This window comes from Streptomyces sp. SAS_281, assembly GCF_052542855.1.
Map to the genome: position 1 here is coordinate 85,900 of NZ_JBMNDO010000001.1, position 18,271 is coordinate 104,170.

Genomic DNA, 18,271 nt, shown 5'->3' on the forward strand with positions numbered 1-18,271 from the left:
GCTCCCCCGCCACCCGCACATACTGGCGGCCGACAGGACCGAGGACCCACGGGGGAGCGCCATGACCGAGAACACCGCCGCCACCAGCACCGGCGGGGGCGCCGGCACGGCCGTAGCCGACGGCCCCATGGTCCGCGTCGAGGACCTGCACCGCTCCTACGGCTCCGGCACGGGAGCGGTGCACGCGCTGCGCGGCGTCTCCTTCGAGGTGCCGCGCGGCGAGCTCGTCGCCCTCAAGGGGCGCTCCGGCTCCGGCAAGACGACCCTGCTCAACCTCGTCGGCGGCCTCGACACCCCGGACGGCGGCCGGATCACCGTCGACGGCACCGACCTCTCCTCGCTCGGCGAGAACGGGCTCCTGGAGCTGCGCCGGGACCGGGTCGGCTTCATCTTCCAGTCATTCGGCCTGATCCCGATCCTGACCGCCTCCGAGAACGTCGGCGTGCCCCTGCGGCTGCGCAAGGCCGACCCCAAGGAGCGCGAGGAGCGGGTGTCGCTGCTGCTGTCCCTCGTCGGCCTCGCCGACCACGCCGCCCAGCGCCCCGGCGAACTCTCCGGCGGCCAGCAGCAGCGCGTCGCCATCGCCCGCGCGCTCGCCAACCGTCCCGCCCTGCTGATCGCCGACGAGCCGACCGGGCAGCTCGACGCCGAGACCGGCCTCGCGGTGATGGAGCTGCTGCGCGCCGTCGTCCACAGCGAGGGCGTCACCGCGCTCGTCGCCACCCACGACGCCCAGCTCCTCGGCCTCGCCGACCGGGTCCTCGAACTCAGCGACGGCCACATCATCGAGCACTGACCAGCGGCCGGGAACCGGTATCAGAGTTACGTCAAATCCCGCCGCTTCCCCACCCTCCGCCTGATATGCCGGAAATCCACCAGGTACTTTCGAACCATGGCTGCCACGACGGCAGCCGCCGGTTTCGGAAGACAATGGGGCCATGGCGCGCGGCAAACTTCGGATCTACCTCGGTGCGGCACCCGGCGTCGGCAAGACGTACGCGATGCTCGCCGAGGCGCACCGGCGCGTCGAACGCGGCACCGACTGCGTCGTCGGCTTCGTCGAGCACCACGACCGCCCGCGCACCGAGACGCTGCTGCACGGCCTCGAAGTGGTCCCCCGCCGCGAGATCGAGCACCGCTCGGCCGTCTTCACCGAGATGGACATCGACGCGGTACTCGATCGCGCCCCGGCCGTCGCCCTGGTGGACGAGCTGGCCCACACCAACGTGCCCGGCTCCCGCAACGCCAAGCGCTGGCAGGACGTCGAGGAACTGCTCCAGGCCGGCATCGACGTCGTCTCGACCGTCAACATCCAGCACCTGGAGTCCCTCGGCGACGTGGTCGAGTCCATAACCGGCGTACGCCAGCGCGAGACCGTGCCCGACGAGGTCGTCCGCCGGGCCGGGCAGCTCGAACTGGTCGACATGTCGCCCCAGGCCCTGCGCCGCCGCATGGCCCACGGCAACATCTACAAGCCCGACCGGATCGACGCCTCCCTCTCCAACTACTTCCGCCCCGGCAACCTCACCGCCCTGCGTGAGCTGGCCCTCCTCTGGGTCGCCGACCGCGTGGACGAATACCTCCAGCAGTACCGGGGCGAGCACAACATCCGCACCACCTGGCAGGCCCGCGAACGCATCGTCGTCGGCCTCACCGGAGGCCCCGAGGGCCGCACCCTCATCCGCCGCGCCGCCCGGATGGCGGCCAAGGGCTCCGGCAGCGAGATCCTGGCCGTCTACATCGCCCGCAGCGACGGGCTGACCTCGGCCTCGCCCAAGGAGCTGGCCGTCCAGCGCACACTCGTGGAGGACCTGGGCGGCACCTTCCACCACGTCATCGGCGACGACATACCGTCGGCGCTCCTGGAGTTCGCCCGGGGCGTCAACGCCACCCAGATCGTCCTGGGCTCCAGCCGCCGCAAGACCTGGCAGTACATCTACGGACCCGGAGTCGGCGCCACCGTCGCCCGCGAGTCCGGCACCGACCTCGACGTCCACATCGTCACCCACGACGAGGTCGCCAAGGGCCGGGGCCTGCCCATCGCCCGCGGCGCCCGCCTCGGGCGCGCCCGCATCATGTGGGGCTGGGTGGCCGGCGTCGGCGGCCCGGTCCTCCTCGCCGTGCTCCTCAAGGCCCTCGGATCCGGTCCCGGGCTCGCCAACGACGTCCTGCTCTTCCTCTTCATGACCGTCGCCGCCGCCCTCATCGGCGGACTGCTGCCCGCCCTCGCCGCGGCCGCGGGCGGCTCCCTGCTCCTGAACTACTGGTTCACCCCGCCCACCCACACCCTCACCGTCCAGGACCCGGAGAACTTCGTCGCCATCGTGATCTTCTTCGCGGTGGCCGTCGCGGTGGCCTCCGTGGTGGATCTCGCCGCCCGCCGCACCCACCAGGCCGCCCGGCTGCGCGCGGAGTCCGAGATCCTGTCGTTCCTGGCCGGCAGCGTGCTGCGCGGCGAGACCACGCTCGCCGCGCTCCTGGACCGGGTCCGGGAGACCTTCGGCATGGGGTCCGTCGCGCTGCTGGAGCGCCGCAGCGACGTCGACCCCTGGACCTCCGCCGGCAGCGTCGGCCCGGCCCCGGCCGCCCGGCCCGAGGACGCCGACGTGGACATGCCCGTCGGCGACCACATGGCCCTGGCACTGACCGGCCGGGTGCTGCCCGCCGAGGACCGCCGGGTGCTGGGCGCGTTCGCCGCCCAGGCCGCCGTCGTCCTGGACCGCCAGCGGCTGGTGGACGAGGCCGAGGAGGCCCGCAGGCTCGCCGAGGGCAACCGCATCAGGACCGCGCTCCTGGCCGCCGTCAGCCACGACCTGCGCACGCCCCTCGCGGCGATCAAGGCCGCCGTCTCCTCCCTGCGCTCGGACGATGTCGCCTGGTCCGACGACGACGAGGCGGAGCTCCTGGAAGGCATCGAGGCCGGTGCCGACCGCCTCGACCACCTCGTCGGCAACCTCCTCGACATGTCCCGCCTCCAGACCGGCACGGTCACCCCGCTCATCCGGGAGATCGACCTGGACGAGGTGGTGCCCATGGCCCTCGGCGGCGTCCCCGAGGGCAGCGTCGACCTGGACATACCCGAGACCCTGCCCATGGTGGCCGTCGACCCCGGCCTCCTGGAACGGGCCGTCGCCAACATCGTGGAGAACGCCGTGAAGTACAGCCCCGACGGCGACCGCGTCACCGTGGCGGCCAGCGCGCACGGCACCCGCGTCGAACTCCGCGTGGCCGACCGCGGCCGGGGCGTCCCCGACGAGGGCAAGGAGCGCATCTTCGAGCCCTTCCAGCGCTACGGAGACGCCCCGCGCGGCGCCGGCGTCGGGCTCGGCCTCGCGGTGGCCCGGGGCTTCGCCGAGTCCATGGGCGGCACGCTCGACGCCGAGGACACCCCGGGCGGCGGCCTCACCATGGTCCTGACCCTCAAGGCGGCACCCGGCCACGCCCCGGCCGCCCCCGGCCTCCCCGCGCGGATCACCTCATGAACCGCACGGACCTCCCCGCACCGACGTACGCCCAGCAGAAAGGCAGGACCCCGATGACCCGGGTGCTTGTGGTGGACGACGAGCCGCAGATCGTACGCGCCCTCGTGATCAACCTGAAGGCGCGCAAGTACGAGGTGGACGCCGCGCCCGACGGGGCCACCGCCCTCCAGCTCGCCGCCGCCCGCCACCCCGACGTCGTCGTCCTCGACCTCGGGCTGCCCGACATGGACGGCGTCGACGTGATCCGGGGCCTGCGCGGCTGGACCCGGGTCCCGATCCTGGTCCTCTCGGCCCGGCACACCTCCGACGAGAAGGTCGAGGCGCTCGACGCGGGGGCCGACGACTACGTGACCAAGCCCTTCGGCATGGACGAGCTGCTGGCCCGGCTGCGGGCCGCGGTGCGCCGCGCCGAGCCGGTCGGCCAGGACGGCGGCGACCAGGTCGTCGTCGTGGAGACCGAGGGCTTCACCGTCGACCTCGCCGCGAAGAAGGTCCACCGCGAGGGCCGCGACGTACGGCTCACCCCCACCGAGTGGCACCTGCTGGAGGTCCTGGTCCGCAACGGCGGCCGGCTCGTCAGCCAGCGCCAGCTGCTCCAGGAGGTCTGGGGGCCCTCGTACGGCACCGAGACCAACTACCTGCGCGTCTACATGGCCCAGCTCAGGCGGAAGCTGGAAGCGGACCCCTCCCACCCCCGCCACTTCGTCACCGAACCCGGCATGGGTTACCGCTTCGAGCGCGCCTGAAACCGGCGGGCGGGCGCGTACGCGTCCTCCGTACGGGTGAGACGGCGGCCACCCGCCATGACCTCGTGGGACCGGTACCCTTCGGGTATGAGTGCTGTTCCTCGATCCGCGAAGCCGCCCAAGGGCGACCGGCCCTCCGGGCGCTTCCGGCGCATGCTCGACCGGCTTTCCAGCTCCCAGGAGGACCTGGAGTGCGAGGAGCTGGAGGAGGACTCGCAGGCGTCGGGGTGCACCCGGATCTCCGAATGCACCGACCGCCAGATCGTGAAGGTCACTGGTACCTTGCGGACGGTCACCCTGCGGCCGCGCGCCGGAGTGCCCGCCCTGGAGGCGGAGCTCTTCGACGGCACCGCACCGCTCGACGTGGTCTGGCTCGGCCGCCGCTCCATCCAGGGCATAGAACCGGGCCGCAAGCTCATCGCGTCCGGCCGGATCGCCATGAGCCACGGCCGCCGGGTGCTGTTCAACCCCAAATACGAACTCCGACCGCTCGGCAAGGAGTAGCCGGTGACGTCTCTCGACAAGCCGACGTCCGACACGGACCGCACCACCGACCAGCAGGAGGCCGACAGCAGGGCGGTCACCGAGGCCGCGCTCTTCGAAGCCTTCGGCGGCGTGAGGGGCATGGTGGAGACGGTCCTCCCCGGGCTGCTCTTCGTCACGATCTTCACCATCAACAAGAACCTCACCGCCTCGGCCATCGCGGCCCTGGCGGTGTCGCTGGCGCTCGTGGTCGTGCGGCTGATCCGCAAGGACACCGTCAAGCACGCCTTCAGCGGCGTCTTCGGCGTGGCCTTCGGCGTGGTCTTCGCCAAGATGACGGGCAACGCCAAGGACTTCTACCTCCCGGGCATGCTCTACACCCTGGGCCTCGCCCTGGCCTACCTGGTCACCGCGGCCGCCGGCCTGCCGCTGATCGGCCTCATCCTGGGTCCGGTGTTCAAGGAGAACCTCTCCTGGCGCACCCGTAACCCCGGCCGCAAGAAGGCGTACACCAAGGCCAGCTACGCCTGGGGGCTGATCCTGCTCGCCAAGTGCGCGATCCTCTTCCCGCTGTACTGGTGGGCCGACACCGCTCAGCTCGGCTGGGTGCTGGTCGCCCTGAAGATCCCGCCCTTCCTGCTCGCGGTCTACCTGACCTGGGTCTTCCTCGCCAAGGCACCGCCGCCCATCGACGTGTTCGCCGAGATGGAGGCGGAGGAGGAGGCCGAGAAGGCCCGCAAGGCGGCCGCCGCCGAAGCGGCCAGGGGCCAGGAGTTCTGAGACGTACGGGAGGGGCCCCGTCACCGCTGGTGACGGGGCCCCTCCCGCATGCTCACGCCTCCGGGTCGTCCCGGCGCACCGACAGCAGGTCCTCCAGCTGCTCCTCGCGCGCCTGCGCGGCGACGAACAGCAGCTCGTCACCGGCCTCCAGGCTCTCCTCCGGGCTCGGCGTCAGCACCCGCTGACCCCGGATGATCGTCACCAGCGAGGTGTCCTCCGGCCAGGCGACCTCCCCGACCTGGGTGCCCGCCAGCGCCGACTCCGGCGGCAGCGTCAGCTCCACCAGGTTCGCGTCCCCGTGGCTGAAGCGCAGCAGCCGGACCAGATCGCCGACGCTCACCGCCTCCTCGACCAGCGCCGACATCAGACGCGGCGTGGACACCGCCACATCGACGCCCCACGACTCGTTGAACAGCCACTCGTTCTTCGGGTTGTTCACCCGGGCGACGACCCTCGGCACGCCGTACTCGGTCTTGGCCAGCAGCGAGACGACCAGGTTCACCTTGTCGTCGCCCGTCGCCGCGATCACGACGTTGCAGCGCTGGAGCGCCGCCTCGTCCAGCGACGTGATCTCACAGGCGTCCGCGAGCAGCCACTCGGCCATCGGCACCCGCTCCACCGAGATGGCGGTCGGCGCCTTGTCCACGAGCAGCACCTCGTGGCCGTTCTCCAGCAGCTCGCCCGCGATGGAACGCCCCACCGCACCGGCCCCGGCAATCGCGACACGCATCAGTGACCGCCCTCCTCGGGGCCCTCGGCGAAGGCCGCCTCGACCTTCGCGATCTCGTCCGTACGCATCATCACGTGGACGAGGTCGCCCTCCTGGAGCACCGTCTGCGACGACGGCAGTATGGCCTCACCCAACCGGGTGAGGAACGCGACGCGCACGCCCGTCTCCTCCTGGAGCGTGCTGATCTTGTGGCCGATCCAGGACGGCGTGGTGTGCACCTCCGCGAGCTGCACCCCGCCGCTCGGGTCGCGCCACAGCGGCTCCGCGCCCGACGGCAGCAGCCGGCGCAGCATCTGGTCCGCGGTCCAGCGCACGGTCGCGACCGTCGGAATACCGAGACGCTGGTACACCTCGGCGCGCCGGGGGTCGTAGATGCGGGCCGCGACGTTCTCGATGCCGAACATCTCGCGCGCCACGCGGGCCGCGATGATGTTGGAGTTGTCGCCGGAGCTCACCGCCGCGAACGCGCCGGCCTCCTCGATCCCCGCCTCGCGCAGCGTGTCCTGGTCGAACCCGACCCCGGTGACGCGACGGCCGCCGAACCCGGAGCCGAGGCGCCGGAACGCCGTGGGGTCCTGGTCGATGACGGCGACCGTGTGCCCCTGCTGCTCCAGGGTCTGCGCGAGAGCGGCTCCCACTCGCCCGCAGCCCATGATGACGATGTGCACCTTGCGCCTACCTCGCAGTCCTGATCGTCCGGCTGACCTGCGAAAACACCCTGCTCACACTCTTTCCTCGGCTGGCCGGGCAAACAACGGGGCAACGGGGTGTCCCGTCGCCCGGTTACGAGCTTATGCGGCGCGGGTCGCGTCGCCTCATCCGAGTGTGCGCATCCCGGTGCGGGTGTGGCAAAGACGACGTGCCCGGGGCGCCCGCCGGCGGCGCGGCGCAAGGATTGCGTTAAGGATTCCGTGGCGTTTCCGGCCGAGTGCAGGAGATTGGCGGGCCACGCCGGTGCAGCGGGGGCGAGGCCCATACGGAACCCTTACGATCCTCTGCGTGTCCAAACTGACCGACGTGCCCAAACGGATCCTGATCGGACGGGCCCTGCGCAGCGACAAGCTGGGGGAGACGCTCCTCCCCAAACGCATCGCCCTCCCCGTCTTCGCATCCGACCCGCTGTCCTCGGTGGCGTACGCACCCGGAGAAGTCCTCCTCGTGCTGTCCATCGCGGGTGTGTCGGCGTACCACTTCAGTCCCTGGATCGCGGTCGCGGTCGTGGTTCTGATGTTCACGGTCGTCGCCTCCTACCGGCAGAACGTCCACGCCTACCCGAGCGGCGGCGGCGACTACGAGGTCGCCACCACCAACCTCGGCCCCAAGGCCGGGCTGACCGTCGCCAGCGCGCTGCTGGTCGACTACGTCCTGACCGTCGCCGTGTCGATCGCCTCCGGCGTGGAGAACCTGGGCTCCGCGATCCCCTTCGTCGTCGAGCACAAGACGGGGTGCGCGGTCGCCGCCATCGTCCTGCTGACCCTGATGAACCTGCGCGGGGTCAAGGAATCCGGCAAGCTCTTCGCCATCCCCACCTACCTCTTCGTGGCCGGCGTCTTCATCATGATCGTCTGGGGCGCCTTCCGCGGACTGGTCCTCGGCGACACCATGCACGCCCCGACCTCCGGTTACACGATCAAGGCCGAGCACCAGGGCCTGGCCGGCTTCGCGCTCGTCTTCCTGCTGCTGCGCGCCTTCTCCTCCGGCTGTGCGGCGCTCACCGGGGTCGAGGCGATCAGCAACGGCGTGCCCGCGTTCCGCAAGCCGAAGAGCAAGAACGCCGCGACCACGCTCGCGATGATGGGTCTGCTCGCCGTCACCATGTTCTGCGGCATCATCGGTCTCGCCATGGCCACCGACGTCAAGATGGCGGAGAACCCGGCGAAGGACCTGATCAGCAACGGCAGCCCGGTCGGCGCGGGCTTCGTCCAGGACCCGGTCATCTCGCAGGTCGCGGCCGCGGTCTTCGGCGACGGCACGTTCTTCTTCGTGGTCCTCGCCGCCGCCACCGCCCTGGTCCTCTTCCTGGCCGCGAACACCGCGTACAACGGCTTCCCGCTCCTCGGCTCGATCCTCGCCCAGGACCGCTACCTGCCGCGCCAGCTGCACACCCGCGGCGACCGGCTCGCCTTCTCCAACGGCATCGTGCTGCTGGCCGGCGCCGCGATCCTGCTGGTCGTGATCTACGGGGCCGACTCGACCCGGCTCATCCAGCTGTACATCGTCGGCGTGTTCGTGTCCTTCACGCTCAGCCAGACCGGCATGGTCCGGCACTGGAACCGCCATCTGGCCGTCGAGAAGGACCAGGCCAAGCGCCGCCACATGATCCGCTCCCGGGCGATCAACACCTTCGGCGCCTTCTTCACCGGTCTGGTGCTCGTCGTCGTCCTCGCCACGAAGTTCACCCACGGCGCCTGGGTCGCGCTGCTCGGCATGGTCATCTTCTTCGGCACGATGACCGCGATCCGCAAGCACTACGACCGGGTCGCCGAGGAGATCGCCGCCGACGAGACCGCGCCGGACGAGTCGATCCGCCCCTCCCGGGTCCATTCGATCGTCCTGGTCTCCAAGCTCCACCGCCCCACCCTGCGCGCGCTCGCCTACGCCAAGCTGATCCGCACGGATCACCTGGAGGCGCTGTCCATCAGCGTGGACCCGGCCGAGACGAAGGCCCTCAGGGAGGACTGGGAGCGGCGCGGCATCAACGTGCCGCTGAAGATCCTCGACTCCCCGTACCGCGAGGTGACCCGCCCGGTCATCGAGTACGTCAAGAGCCTGCGCCGGGAGAGCCCGCGCGATGTCGTGAGCGTCTACATCCCCGAGTACGTCGTGGGGCACTGGTACGAGCACCTGCTGCACAACCAGAGCGCCCTCAGGCTCAAGGGCCGGCTGCTCTTCACCCCCGGTGTGATGGTCACCTCGGTCCCGTACCAGCTGGAGTCCTCCGAAGCCGCGAAGAAGCGCGCCCGCAAGCGCGCCGACTGGAGCGCCCCGGGCTCGGTGCGCCGGGGCCCGGTGGAGCGCAAGCACAAGGAGCCGACTCCGAAGGGCTGAGCCGGGGGGCCGCCGCGGGTGGTCGGCGGGAGGACGACACGCACGTAGACTCGTAGGTTGTTGTCGTCCGCCCGCGGACCGTCCCCTTCCCTTCCTGGAGCCATCCCCTCATGCAGAACGAATCCACGTCGCCGCAGACCGGGGAGACACAGCCGGAGTCGCTGGTCGGGCGGGAGTACGAGGTCGAGGTCGGCCCGGTCGCGCACGGCGGCCACTGCATCGCCCGCACGGACGAGGGCCGGGTCCTGTTCGTGCGCCACACGCTGCCGGGCGAGAAGGTGGTCGCCCGGATCACGGACGGCTCCGAGGACTCGCGCTTCCTGCGCGCGGACGCGGTGGAGATCATCGAGGCGTCCAAGGACCGGGTGCCGGCCCCCTGCCCCTTCGCGGGCCCCGGCAAGTGCGGCGGCTGCGACTGGCAGCACGCCAAGCCGGGCGCCCAGCGCCGCCTGAAGGGCGAGGTCATCGCCGAACAGCTCCAGCGCCTCGCGGGCCTCACCCCGGAGGAGGCGGGCTGGGACGGCACGGTCATGCCGGCCGAGGGCGACAAGGTCCCCGCGGGCGAGGTGCCGGCCTGGCGCACCCGCGTCCAGTACGCGATCGACGAGGACGGCCGCGTCGGGCTGCGCAAGCACCGCTCGCACGACATCGAGATCATCGACCACTGCATGATCGCCGCGCCCGGAGTCTCCGAGCTGGGCGTCGAGCAGCAGGACTGGCCGCAGATGGCCACGGTGGAGGCCATCGCCGCCACCGGCTCCCACGACCGCCAGGTCATCCTCACGCCCCGCCCGGGCGGCCGCCTCCCCCTGGTCGAGCTCGACAAGCCGGTCTCCGTCCTCCGCGTGGACGAGCGCGACGGCGGCGTCCACCGGGTCCACGGCCGCGGCTTCGTCCGCGAGCGCGCCGACGACCGCACCTACCGCGTCGGCTCCGGCGGCTTCTGGCAGGTCCACCCCCAGGCCGCGAACACCCTGGTCCGCGCGGTCATGCAGGGCCTCCTGCCCCGCAAGAACGACACCGCCCTCGACCTTTACTGCGGCGTCGGCCTCTTCGCCGGCGCCATCGGCCAGCGCATCGGCGAGAAGGGCGCGGTCCTCGGCATCGAGTCCGGCAAGCGCGCGGTGGAGGACGCCCGCCACAACCTGGCGGACCTGGACCGCGTCCGCATCGAACACGGCAAGGTCGACCAGGTCCTGCCCCGCACCGGCATCACCGAGTGCGACCTCATCGTCCTGGACCCGCCCCGCGCGGGCGCCGGCAAGGCCACGGTGAAGCAGCTGGTCGGGCTGGGGGCACGCCGGATCGCCTACGTGGCCTGCGACCCGGCGGCGCTGGCGCGGGACCTGGGGTACTTCCGGGACGGGGGGTACCGGGTGCGGACGCTGCGGGCGTTCGATCTGTTCCCGATGACCCATCATGTGGAGTGCGTCGCGATCCTTGAGCCTGCTGGAAAGGGCCGCTGACCTGCTGTTTTAGCGAGTGTGCATTATGTGCGTTGTGTGCGTTACGGGCGATATCTTGACGCATGTTCGACGCATGTTTGACGCACGTGACGCACGTTTGACGCATGAACTGATGGAGCATCAGGCGTTCCTGTGCCCAGGCGGCGATCCGTCAGGTGTGGACTGAGGGTCTCTGGTCCGGCCGACTTCGGGGCCGAGGTTGAGCCCGTTCGCGGACGGCTTCACGGTCGCGAGGTACGGCTCAAGATCTGCGCGGCTGGGGTGCGGCGGCGTGGGTAGCTTCGGCGCCGAGGCGGCTTTGGTGAGTTGCTGAAGGTGGGCGTCTGTGAACGCTAGCCACTCCTCGATCTCGGTCTTTTCCTGTCCGGGTGGCAGGGATGCGGTGTGGTCGCGTACTGCTGTGACGAATTCGGCCAGGCGCTTGGCTTCGTGCCATGCGTCTGTCTGTTTTCCGAGGTGCTGGACACGATAGGCGTGGGCGTGTGCGGCATGGGCTAGGTGTAAGGCGTTCTCCCGGTTCTGCTGAGCCGTCTTCTGGGCTTGCTGGTCTGCGTGACGACTGTGTTCCGCGGCTTCGCTTCGGAGTGCAACTTCATGTGCGATCTCGGCGAGCTGGTCTTCCAGGGGGCGGGTGTCGAGGTCGGCCCATTCGCTGCCGCGGTGCGGGGTGCCGCCCCGGAGGATGAAACGTAGTCTGTCGGCGGGGGTGTAGTCGAAGCGAGGAATGCGCATCCATGTGTGCTTCTCGGCGTCGGCGCGTTCCTTGTCGGTAGGGGCGTGTTTGCTGTGGTCCTGTTCCTGTAGGACGAGGACGTCGATGGATTCGTCCTGGGCGGTGATGGTGAAGTGTGGTGCCGCCTGTCGACGATGGCGGGGCGGGGGAGTGTCTGGAGTGGGGCCGAGTGTGGTCGTGTAACCCTTCGATTCGACGGCGGTGACAAGGGCTTGGATGAGGCGTAGAGCTCGGTTGTAGACGGACTCGGTCAGTCCCATGCGCTGGGGGTGCTTTTGGAGGGCCGCGACCACTGGATGGGGCTTGGTGAGTCTGGCTCGCACCGTGATGGGGGTGAGTTCGGTGGGCCGCCAGGCGGGTATATCGACGAGCTTGATTTCGTAGCCGTGGTACGTGTGCTTGCCGCGGAGTTTCTGTGTGCGCGGGATCTTGCCTGACTGGCGTGCGGCGCTGATCCGCGATGCCCAGTTCACTGCGTGCGGCCCGGATCCAATTGCCTTGACGAGGTGGTTGTTGTTCGCGGCCAGCTCTTCGAGGAGCTGGTCGGTGTAGTTCGTGGCGCGGGACCTCGGCACGGGGCGGATCTGAGGCGACAGCACTGCTGCGCCAGCGGCACCGGGCACTTCACCGCCAGCCCCCTTAGGGCCGGTAACGCACGCAGTGAGATAGAGCTGTCCCTTGTCGGTGAGCTTGGCGTCCCATTGCCCACGGCGTTTAGTGACTTTGATCAGTCCGCGGCTTTGCAGGGCCTGGGCGCTCACCTTGTAGGCACTGTCCGGCCAAAACCCGGAGGGGCATCCTTGGCCTAACCAGGAGAGTACGGCGTGCTGCCGCTCGTTCAGGTCCCCGCGCACGCGGCCTCCCGTAGTTGTGCGCCCGTGTTGACTCCGCTCACGATGCCCGTTCCTGTTGCCGGAATTCAGGCGGGCTGGAGGGAGTGCTTCGTTCCGATGACATTTACGGGCGAGAGCCCGTGAGTCCGACGAGCGTCGGGTACGGTGTCGGCGGCCGGGGCCGCCCGCTCATGGGCTGGGCGGGAGGTGCAGGTCAGCCACGGACCCTTGGCGGCCCTCAGCGCCCGGCTTCGCTCGCTCTGGAAGACCCGCCCCTTAAGCGATTTGCTCGTCCGAGTTTAATGATGACGGTGCGCTGACGCGGGCGGGAGGAATAGGTACAGGACAGGTTCATCGCGCTACGGTCCGGTCGCCGGTGGAAGTGAGGCCGTAGCGCATCCAGGACCGGAGGGTGGCGGCGGTGTGGATCCGTCCGGTGCCCGTGACCCGGTGCCCGTTGAAGTCCCAGTCGGTGACCTCCAGGAAGGTGCCGTGACCGGTACGGAGATCGAGCGTGAGATTGAGGAGGACGGGCCGCTTGGCCACGGCGAATCCCTTCCAGGCCCGTTCCCAGCGCAACAACGTGCCGAACTGCGGGTCATCCCAGACCATCAGGCGTTGCGAGCGGTGAGCGTCACGGCAGTCCAGGATCCACAGGTCGGCGTGTGCCTCCCGGCCGGCGACTTCGGTCGGTGGCAGTGGGCGGGCCTGCACCTCGACCCGCTTGCCGCAGCGTAGTTGACAGTCGGCTCGACGGTTGCCGAGGGGAATCTCGGTAGCCACGCCCCATCCCTTGATCTCCTTGTGCCACATGGACTCGGTCATAGGGCACCTGCGTAGCGGAGGAGTTCTGCGTCGTCCTCGTCCAGGCCCAGGGCCTGCGGCCCGACTTCGGAGAGCAGGTCGGCGACGGTGAAGATGCCTGGGAGGTTGTCGATGCCGGCGACCAGGCGGTCATAGCGTTTGACCAGGGCGAGGATGCGGTTGCCGCGGGCCCGATGCCTCTTTGCTCCTTGGGTGGATTCCTTGGCCTGCTGGTCGAGCCGGTCGGCCTCCCTGAAGTCGCGTTCGGCAAGAGGGGGCAGGACCTCGATGATGCGGTCGAGGTCGTGCAGTACGAGCTGCCGGGCGGTCTTCTCCGTCAGCTCGCCGCCCTCACCGAGGACGACCTTCGCGATGACCTGGTCATCGGTGGCGCCAGCCCGTGGGCCGGGAACGCTCGTGTCGTCCGGGGTGGTGCCGCAGCAGGGGCCCTGGAGGGTGGGTTCTGTGTGCGTTGGGCCGGGCGGTCCGGCCAGGGCGGCGAGTCGGATCTCTTTGGTGACCTTGTTGAAGGAGGTGGTGCACATCGTCTTGACCGCGCGGTCGAACACCGCGTTGTAGTCAGCCGACAGCACTTTGATCTTCGACCCGACGGCCTTCTGGAGGCGGGCGAACTGCTCGCTTTCGTTCCCGCCGGCGAGAATGCAGCGGAGGGCTTCACGGTCGAGGACGTCGCGCACAGTGTTGGAGTAGCGGCCAGCTGTACTGGGCATGGGTTTCTACTTTCCTGTCAGGAGTCGGATGGTGCGGGGACGCTGCTGCAATACCCGGTCGGCCCAGGAAGTGACCGAGTCGCGGATGGACTCGACGGACTCCCACACGTCGGGGTCGTTCACGTCCACAAACTCCTCGGGGCCAAGGAGCAGGATCTCCCTGGCCTTGTGGACCAGCCCGAAGTAGCGAATGGTCCAGTCCGCGTGCGGGTCGCGATCCTCACGGCCGACGAGCTCGTCGAGCAGGGCTTCGTCCGCACTGGGGACCGATCGCATCTGTGCGCGGACGTAGCGTGCGACCTCCTGGTCCTTCAGGACTTCCCGCACGCCCGGTTCCCGCAGCACGGCCAGCACTGCCGCCGGACTTTTGGTCAGCTCGGCAAGGACGGCCTCCCGGACCTCCTCTCGGTCGAGCTGGGCCACGATCTCGGCGCAAGGCTCAGCCCCGCCCGCCAGGCCCAGTGCCAGGCGGAACTGTGACGCATCCAGCGAAACGGGCCACCCCGCCCGCTCGGCACTGTCGAGCCGTTCGGTCAGTATCTGGACGCGCCGGGCCCGTTCTTGGGCATCGGTGACGCAAGCGGTAGTCACGCACTTCCACGGGACATGAATTGCGGAGGCGAGCAGCCGTTCGCGAAGCGCGGCTCCTGCAAGGCGCGTCACCCGCAGGTATGTCTCCAGGGTCTCCGTCGCGTACCCGAGATGCTGGGCGAGCTGTTCCAAGGGGGCAGTCGCGTCGGACGTTGCACCGTCGGTGATCTCGGCACAGACGTCACCGAGACCGAAGCGGGCCGCCAACTGTGCCCGGGACGCCCGGATGTCTGCTTCGGCGCAGGCTCTCGCGCGTCTGAGCTGATCCTCGGTGTAGCCGGGATCGGTGGTCCCGTCCGGCTCGATCCATACGTTCTCCATGGCCGGGGACCGTAGGCGGCCCCGACCGCCGTGCGCGTGGCCTCTCACCTGATCGGACCAGGCGAAATGCCTGCGACGACGAATCTTGCAGAACCATGTGCTAAGTGCCAAACCGGTGGCGCGGCCCGTTTGACTGACCGTGCTGCATGCCTTGAATCTGCACGTCGTCGTAGTCGAATTTGCAGTGAGGCGTAGAAGATGAGCACCAGCCCTAGCTTTCCCCTGGGCCGGGATTACCCGTCAGTTCCCGAAGGAGATCTCCCGGAGGGCCTGCTGGCCCTCTTCGACCTCACCGAGTCCGAGGCCGAGATGACCCTGGCCAAACGCGGGCCGCAGAACCGCTTGGGCTTTGCCATCCAGCTCACCTTCCTGCGAGCCCTGGGCCGGCTCCCTAAACCGCAGGAGATCGCTTCTCTGTCCCGGCCGGTCGTAGAACACGTGGCGGCCCAACTCGACATCAGTGACGGCAAGGCCGTCCTGGCCACGTATGGCAAGCACGACGGGCTGACGCGGCGTCATGCGCAGGAGATCAGGTCGGCCTGTCGCTGGAAGCCGTACGAGAAGGGCGAGGCAGCGCTGACAAGCATGCTGGTGTCGCGCGCCACGTACACGGAGGAGGGAGTCAGGGCGCTCCTTCGCCGGGCGGTCGCCTGGCTGCGGGAAGAGCGTGTCGAGTTGCCCGGTGAGCGTGCCCTCACCGACCTGGTCCGAACGGTGCGAGGGGAAGCCGACCACAAGATGTGGAAGGCGCTCCTGGCCCCGCACGCCGACCGGCTATCCGAGCTCGATGGCCTGACCGCAGTCCCGGATGACGGGCGAAAGTCGCGGCTGGCTGAACTGCAGCGCGGGCCGGGCAAGCCGGCCTGGACAAACCTCGAACGCGCCTTCGAGCGGAACAGTGCGGTTCAGCTGCTGAGGCTGCCTCCTGTGGACCCTCGGACCTTCTCCCCGCGACGCCTGGCACATCTCGCCCGGTTCGCCGCGAACCATGAGGCGCAGAGGGTGAAGCGACGCGCCGCGACGGTGGCCGCAGTTGGCCGCCTGGCCGAGACCGCCGCGGACGACGCCGTCGACATGCTGGTGCACCTGATTGCCAATGACCTCATCGGCAGGGCGCGACGCAAGACCGACAAGGAGCGATCGGCGAGCTTCCCCGACCTCGCCTATGCCGCCGCCGTTATGAGGGAGGCAGTCAAAGACCTGCTTGCCGCGCGACACGAACAGGTAGACACCACCACGGGCGAGATCACCCCGCCCGTGGTGGACACCATGACGCTGAGCGAATTCCTCAACCAACGTGAGGACCTCGCCGCGCTCGAGGCGGCCGTCAGGGTGGCCGACGAACTGGCGCCGGCGATGGGATCGGACTCGGAACAGGCGCGCCGCGCCAAAATGATCGAACGGATCGATCTCCTCAAGACGCACCTGCCGCACATCGTCCAGGGACTGGCGTACCGGCATGGCACGCCGGAAGCCAGCCGAGTCCTGAATGCCCTGTGGTCGTTGACCGAACTGATCGACCGCCCCGCCATCAGCCGAGCCGAGGTCGATGAGAGCCTGCTGACCGGGTCGTGGAAAGAGCTAGCACTCCGTGCGCCGCACCTGGCGCCCGACACGGTCGACACCGCCGCCTACGCCTTCTGTGTGGTGGAGCGGTTCTACTCCCGCCTCCTGCGGCGCGAAATCTTCATCGAGGGCGCATCGAAGTGGGGCAACCCGGAAGCGGGCTTGCCATCACCGGCGGAGTGGGCGGCGCTGCGGACCTCAGTAGCGCAGAGCCTGGGGCTCCCCCTGGACGTGGTCGACCACCTGAAGCGGCTGGGCCACGAACTCCACGCCAAGACCCGTGCGATCGCGGAGCGTTTGCCAAAGGACCGGCAAGTCCAGATCGGCGACGGCGGCCGGCTCGTCCTGTCCACCGCGCCTCTTCCGCCAGACCCCCGGCTGCGCAAGCTGACCACGGAACTCACGAGCTGGTTGCCCAAGGGCGATCTTCCCCAACTCATCCTGGAGAATCTCACGTGGATCCGGGGGGCCGAGGTGTTCACCACACCAAGTGGCGAGCCCCCACGCCAACGCGACTTCGATATCACCCTGTCCGCCGCCTTGGTCGCTCTTGGCTGCAACGTCGGCGTCGAGGCCGTCGCCGGCAACGTCCCGGCACTGCACAGTAGGCACATCACCTATGTCATCGACAACTTCCTGCGACCTGATCGCCTGGAAGCACTGAACAACCGCCTGCTGGCACGGCAGTCACAGCTGGCGGTCGCTGCGGCATGGAACGGCGGCCACATGGCATCCGTGGAGGGCCAGCGCATGGTCGCGCCTCCGAGCGCGGTCCAGGCTCGCCTGTCCTCCCACGGCACTACGCACGTCACCCACCTCACCCTCCTGTCAGGTCACGCCATGGGCCTCAGGAGCGAGGTCGTCGCCGGATCCGCCCATACCTGCCTGCACGTACTCGACGTCCTCAACGACCGTCGCACCAGCGCCCTCAAGGCGACCAGCCCCCGGAGCCAGCACCGCCAGAAAATCGTCGCGGAGGGCGGCCCGCACCAGGAGATCATCTTCGGTCTGCTCGCGCTCTCCGGCTATATCTACGCTCCCACAGCCGCCGACATCACCGACATGACCCTCGCCCGCATGGACACCGCCTCCGGCGAGGACTACGGCGCCCTGCAGCCCGCCACTCGCAACAAGATCGACACCGGGCTCATTGAACGGCACTGGGACGAGATGCTCCATCTCGTCGGGGCGGTTCACCTCGGCCGTGTGCGATCCGCAGACGCGATCCGCATGGTGGTCCGCAACAGCACCCCCACGTCCTTGGGTAAGGCCCTCGCCCACTACGGGAAGATCTTCAAGACCGCACACGTCCTGGACCTCATGGACAATCCCGAATACCGCCGTCAGATCGAAACGCAGAGCAGCCGCCACGGCCAACGCCAGGAACTGGCCGCGAAGATCTACCACGGCACCGAAGACCGCATCCACCGCTACCAGACCGGGATGGAAGAACAACTCAGCGCACTCGGGCTGATCGTCAACATGGTTGTACTCTTCAACACCGCCTACATCGACCTGTTTCTTGAGAAGAAGGCCAGTCACCTGCGGCCCGTTCCCGAAGAAGTCGTGCGTAGCCTGTCCCCCTTCCTCTATCGACACATTCACATGAAGGGTCGCTACGCCTTCGAGCTGCCGGAGCTCTCCGACAGTTCTATGCGGGCTGTGGAGGACCTATACGACGGACCCGACGACGAGACAGGTGGTGGCACCGATGCCAGCTGATCCGCAGTCGCGTTTGCCACACCTCACGCAGAGCCGTAGGCGTCAGGGGAAACGCCGTCATCTGCCGTCCGTTCTCGGCCACCCTGGCACAGGCACCTTGACGGTGGTCAACAAACGAACTCGATGACCTGCAGTGATAGGCGTTATCACACGGTTCTGCAATCTTCGGCGTCGCCCTACAGGGAGAACAGCTCTTGGTGGTGGTTCTCGACAGCGTCGCGGCGCGGGAACGCCC

At 69.1% G+C, this 18,271-nt stretch carries 14 protein-coding genes; 8 read left to right on the top strand and 6 right to left on the bottom strand.

Annotated features, from left to right (window positions below):
• Positions 1 to 61: 61 nt before the first annotated feature.
• The 5 genes from ACN6LM_RS00375 (at position 62) to ACN6LM_RS00395 (ending at position 5,491) form a co-directional block, all read left to right on the top strand.
• The gene (locus ACN6LM_RS00375; RefSeq protein WP_445063210.1) at positions 62 to 796 is read left to right on the top strand and encodes an ABC transporter ATP-binding protein; all 735 of its coding nucleotides are present in this window, start codon (positions 62 to 64) and stop codon (positions 794 to 796) included.
• 142 nt (positions 797 to 938) lie between these two features.
• Positions 939 to 3,482, top strand: coding sequence for an ATP-binding protein (locus ACN6LM_RS00380; RefSeq protein ID WP_445063211.1), 2,544 nt, complete (start codon positions 939 to 941; stop codon positions 3,480 to 3,482).
• A gap of 53 nt (positions 3,483 to 3,535) precedes the next feature.
• Positions 3,536 to 4,228: a response regulator gene (locus ACN6LM_RS00385; RefSeq protein WP_361025286.1), complete on the top strand. Its 693-nt coding sequence runs from the start codon at positions 3,536 to 3,538 to the stop codon at positions 4,226 to 4,228.
• Positions 4,229 to 4,315: 87 nt separating this feature from the next.
• Positions 4,316 to 4,732 carry an OB-fold nucleic acid binding domain-containing protein gene (locus tag ACN6LM_RS00390; protein ID WP_445063212.1) on the top strand — a complete coding sequence of 139 codons (417 nt, stop codon included), beginning with the start codon at positions 4,316 to 4,318 and terminating at the stop codon, positions 4,730 to 4,732.
• A gap of 3 nt (positions 4,733 to 4,735) precedes the next feature.
• The gene (locus tag ACN6LM_RS00395) at positions 4,736 to 5,491 is read left to right on the top strand and encodes a DUF3159 domain-containing protein (RefSeq protein WP_445063213.1); all 756 of its coding nucleotides are present in this window, start codon (positions 4,736 to 4,738) and stop codon (positions 5,489 to 5,491) included.
• Between the two features lie 52 nt (positions 5,492 to 5,543).
• Here the strand turns inward: ACN6LM_RS00395 and ACN6LM_RS00400 are convergent, their stop codons facing one another.
• Together ACN6LM_RS00400 and ACN6LM_RS00405 are read right to left on the bottom strand one after the other, a co-directional pair.
• Entirely contained in the window at positions 5,544 to 6,221 is a 678-nt protein-coding gene (locus ACN6LM_RS00400) for a potassium channel family protein (RefSeq protein ID WP_445063214.1), read from the bottom strand.
• The gene (locus ACN6LM_RS00405; RefSeq protein WP_026242838.1) at positions 6,221 to 6,889 is read right to left on the bottom strand and encodes a potassium channel family protein; all 669 of its coding nucleotides are present in this window, start codon (positions 6,887 to 6,889) and stop codon (positions 6,221 to 6,223) included. The genes ACN6LM_RS00400 and ACN6LM_RS00405 overlap by 1 nt, the downstream gene beginning before the upstream one ends.
• 331 nt (positions 6,890 to 7,220) lie before the next feature.
• Between ACN6LM_RS00405 and ACN6LM_RS00410 the strand changes: the two genes are divergently transcribed.
• Both ACN6LM_RS00410 and ACN6LM_RS00415 read left to right on the top strand, forming a co-directional pair.
• Positions 7,221 to 9,269: an APC family permease gene (locus ACN6LM_RS00410; RefSeq protein WP_445063215.1), complete on the top strand. Its 2,049-nt coding sequence runs from the start codon at positions 7,221 to 7,223 to the stop codon at positions 9,267 to 9,269.
• Between the two features lie 110 nt (positions 9,270 to 9,379).
• The gene (locus tag ACN6LM_RS00415; protein ID WP_445063216.1) at positions 9,380 to 10,735 is read left to right on the top strand and encodes a class I SAM-dependent RNA methyltransferase; all 1,356 of its coding nucleotides are present in this window, start codon (positions 9,380 to 9,382) and stop codon (positions 10,733 to 10,735) included.
• A 120-nt stretch (positions 10,736 to 10,855) separates the two neighbouring features.
• Here the strand turns inward: ACN6LM_RS00415 and ACN6LM_RS00420 are convergent, their stop codons facing one another.
• The 4 genes from ACN6LM_RS00420 to ACN6LM_RS00435 all read right to left on the bottom strand — a co-directional run bounded on the left by ACN6LM_RS00420 (position 10,856) and on the right by ACN6LM_RS00435 (position 14,748).
• Positions 10,856 to 12,229: a hypothetical protein gene (locus ACN6LM_RS00420; RefSeq protein ID WP_445063217.1), complete on the bottom strand. Its 1,374-nt coding sequence runs from the start codon at positions 12,227 to 12,229 to the stop codon at positions 10,856 to 10,858.
• 423 nt (positions 12,230 to 12,652) lie between these two features.
• A complete protein-coding gene (locus ACN6LM_RS00425; RefSeq protein ID WP_445063218.1) occupies positions 12,653 to 13,114 on the bottom strand; it encodes a hypothetical protein in 462 nt (153 codons plus the stop codon).
• Positions 13,115 to 13,122: 8 nt separating this feature from the next.
• A complete protein-coding gene (locus ACN6LM_RS00430) occupies positions 13,123 to 13,836 on the bottom strand; it encodes a hypothetical protein (RefSeq protein ID WP_445063219.1) in 714 nt (237 codons plus the stop codon).
• Between the two features lie 6 nt (positions 13,837 to 13,842).
• The gene (locus ACN6LM_RS00435; RefSeq protein WP_445063220.1) at positions 13,843 to 14,748 is read right to left on the bottom strand and encodes a hypothetical protein; all 906 of its coding nucleotides are present in this window, start codon (positions 14,746 to 14,748) and stop codon (positions 13,843 to 13,845) included.
• Between the two features lie 198 nt (positions 14,749 to 14,946).
• On the opposite strand from ACN6LM_RS00435, the gene ACN6LM_RS00440 reads away from it, so the two are divergent.
• The gene (locus ACN6LM_RS00440; protein WP_445063221.1) at positions 14,947 to 18,036 is read left to right on the top strand and encodes a Tn3 family transposase; all 3,090 of its coding nucleotides are present in this window, start codon (positions 14,947 to 14,949) and stop codon (positions 18,034 to 18,036) included.
• Positions 18,037 to 18,271: the final 235 nt, after the last annotated feature.

What these genes read in the sequence shown, in the direction of transcription:
- ACN6LM_RS00430 (WP_445063219.1), bottom strand. Translation starts at nt 13,836, where the DNA reads ATGCCCAGTACAGCTGGCCGCTACTCCAACACTGTGCGCGACGTCCTC.
- ACN6LM_RS00375 (WP_445063210.1), top strand. Translation starts at nt 62, where the DNA reads ATGACCGAGAACACCGCCGCCACCAGCACCGGCGGGGGCGCCGGCACG.
- ACN6LM_RS00435 (WP_445063220.1), bottom strand. Translation starts at nt 14,748, where the DNA reads ATGGAGAACGTATGGATCGAGCCGGACGGGACCACCGATCCCGGCTAC.
- ACN6LM_RS00385 (WP_361025286.1), top strand. Translation starts at nt 3,536, where the DNA reads ATGACCCGGGTGCTTGTGGTGGACGACGAGCCGCAGATCGTACGCGCC.
- ACN6LM_RS00400 (WP_445063214.1), bottom strand. Translation starts at nt 6,221, where the DNA reads ATGCGTGTCGCGATTGCCGGGGCCGGTGCGGTGGGGCGTTCCATCGCG.
- ACN6LM_RS00390 (WP_445063212.1), top strand. Translation starts at nt 4,316, where the DNA reads ATGAGTGCTGTTCCTCGATCCGCGAAGCCGCCCAAGGGCGACCGGCCC.
- ACN6LM_RS00380 (WP_445063211.1), top strand. Translation starts at nt 939, where the DNA reads ATGGCGCGCGGCAAACTTCGGATCTACCTCGGTGCGGCACCCGGCGTC.
- ACN6LM_RS00415 (WP_445063216.1), top strand. Translation starts at nt 9,380, where the DNA reads ATGCAGAACGAATCCACGTCGCCGCAGACCGGGGAGACACAGCCGGAG.
- ACN6LM_RS00440 (WP_445063221.1), top strand. Translation starts at nt 14,947, where the DNA reads ATGAGCACCAGCCCTAGCTTTCCCCTGGGCCGGGATTACCCGTCAGTT.
- ACN6LM_RS00425 (WP_445063218.1), bottom strand. Translation starts at nt 13,114, where the DNA reads ATGTGGCACAAGGAGATCAAGGGATGGGGCGTGGCTACCGAGATTCCC.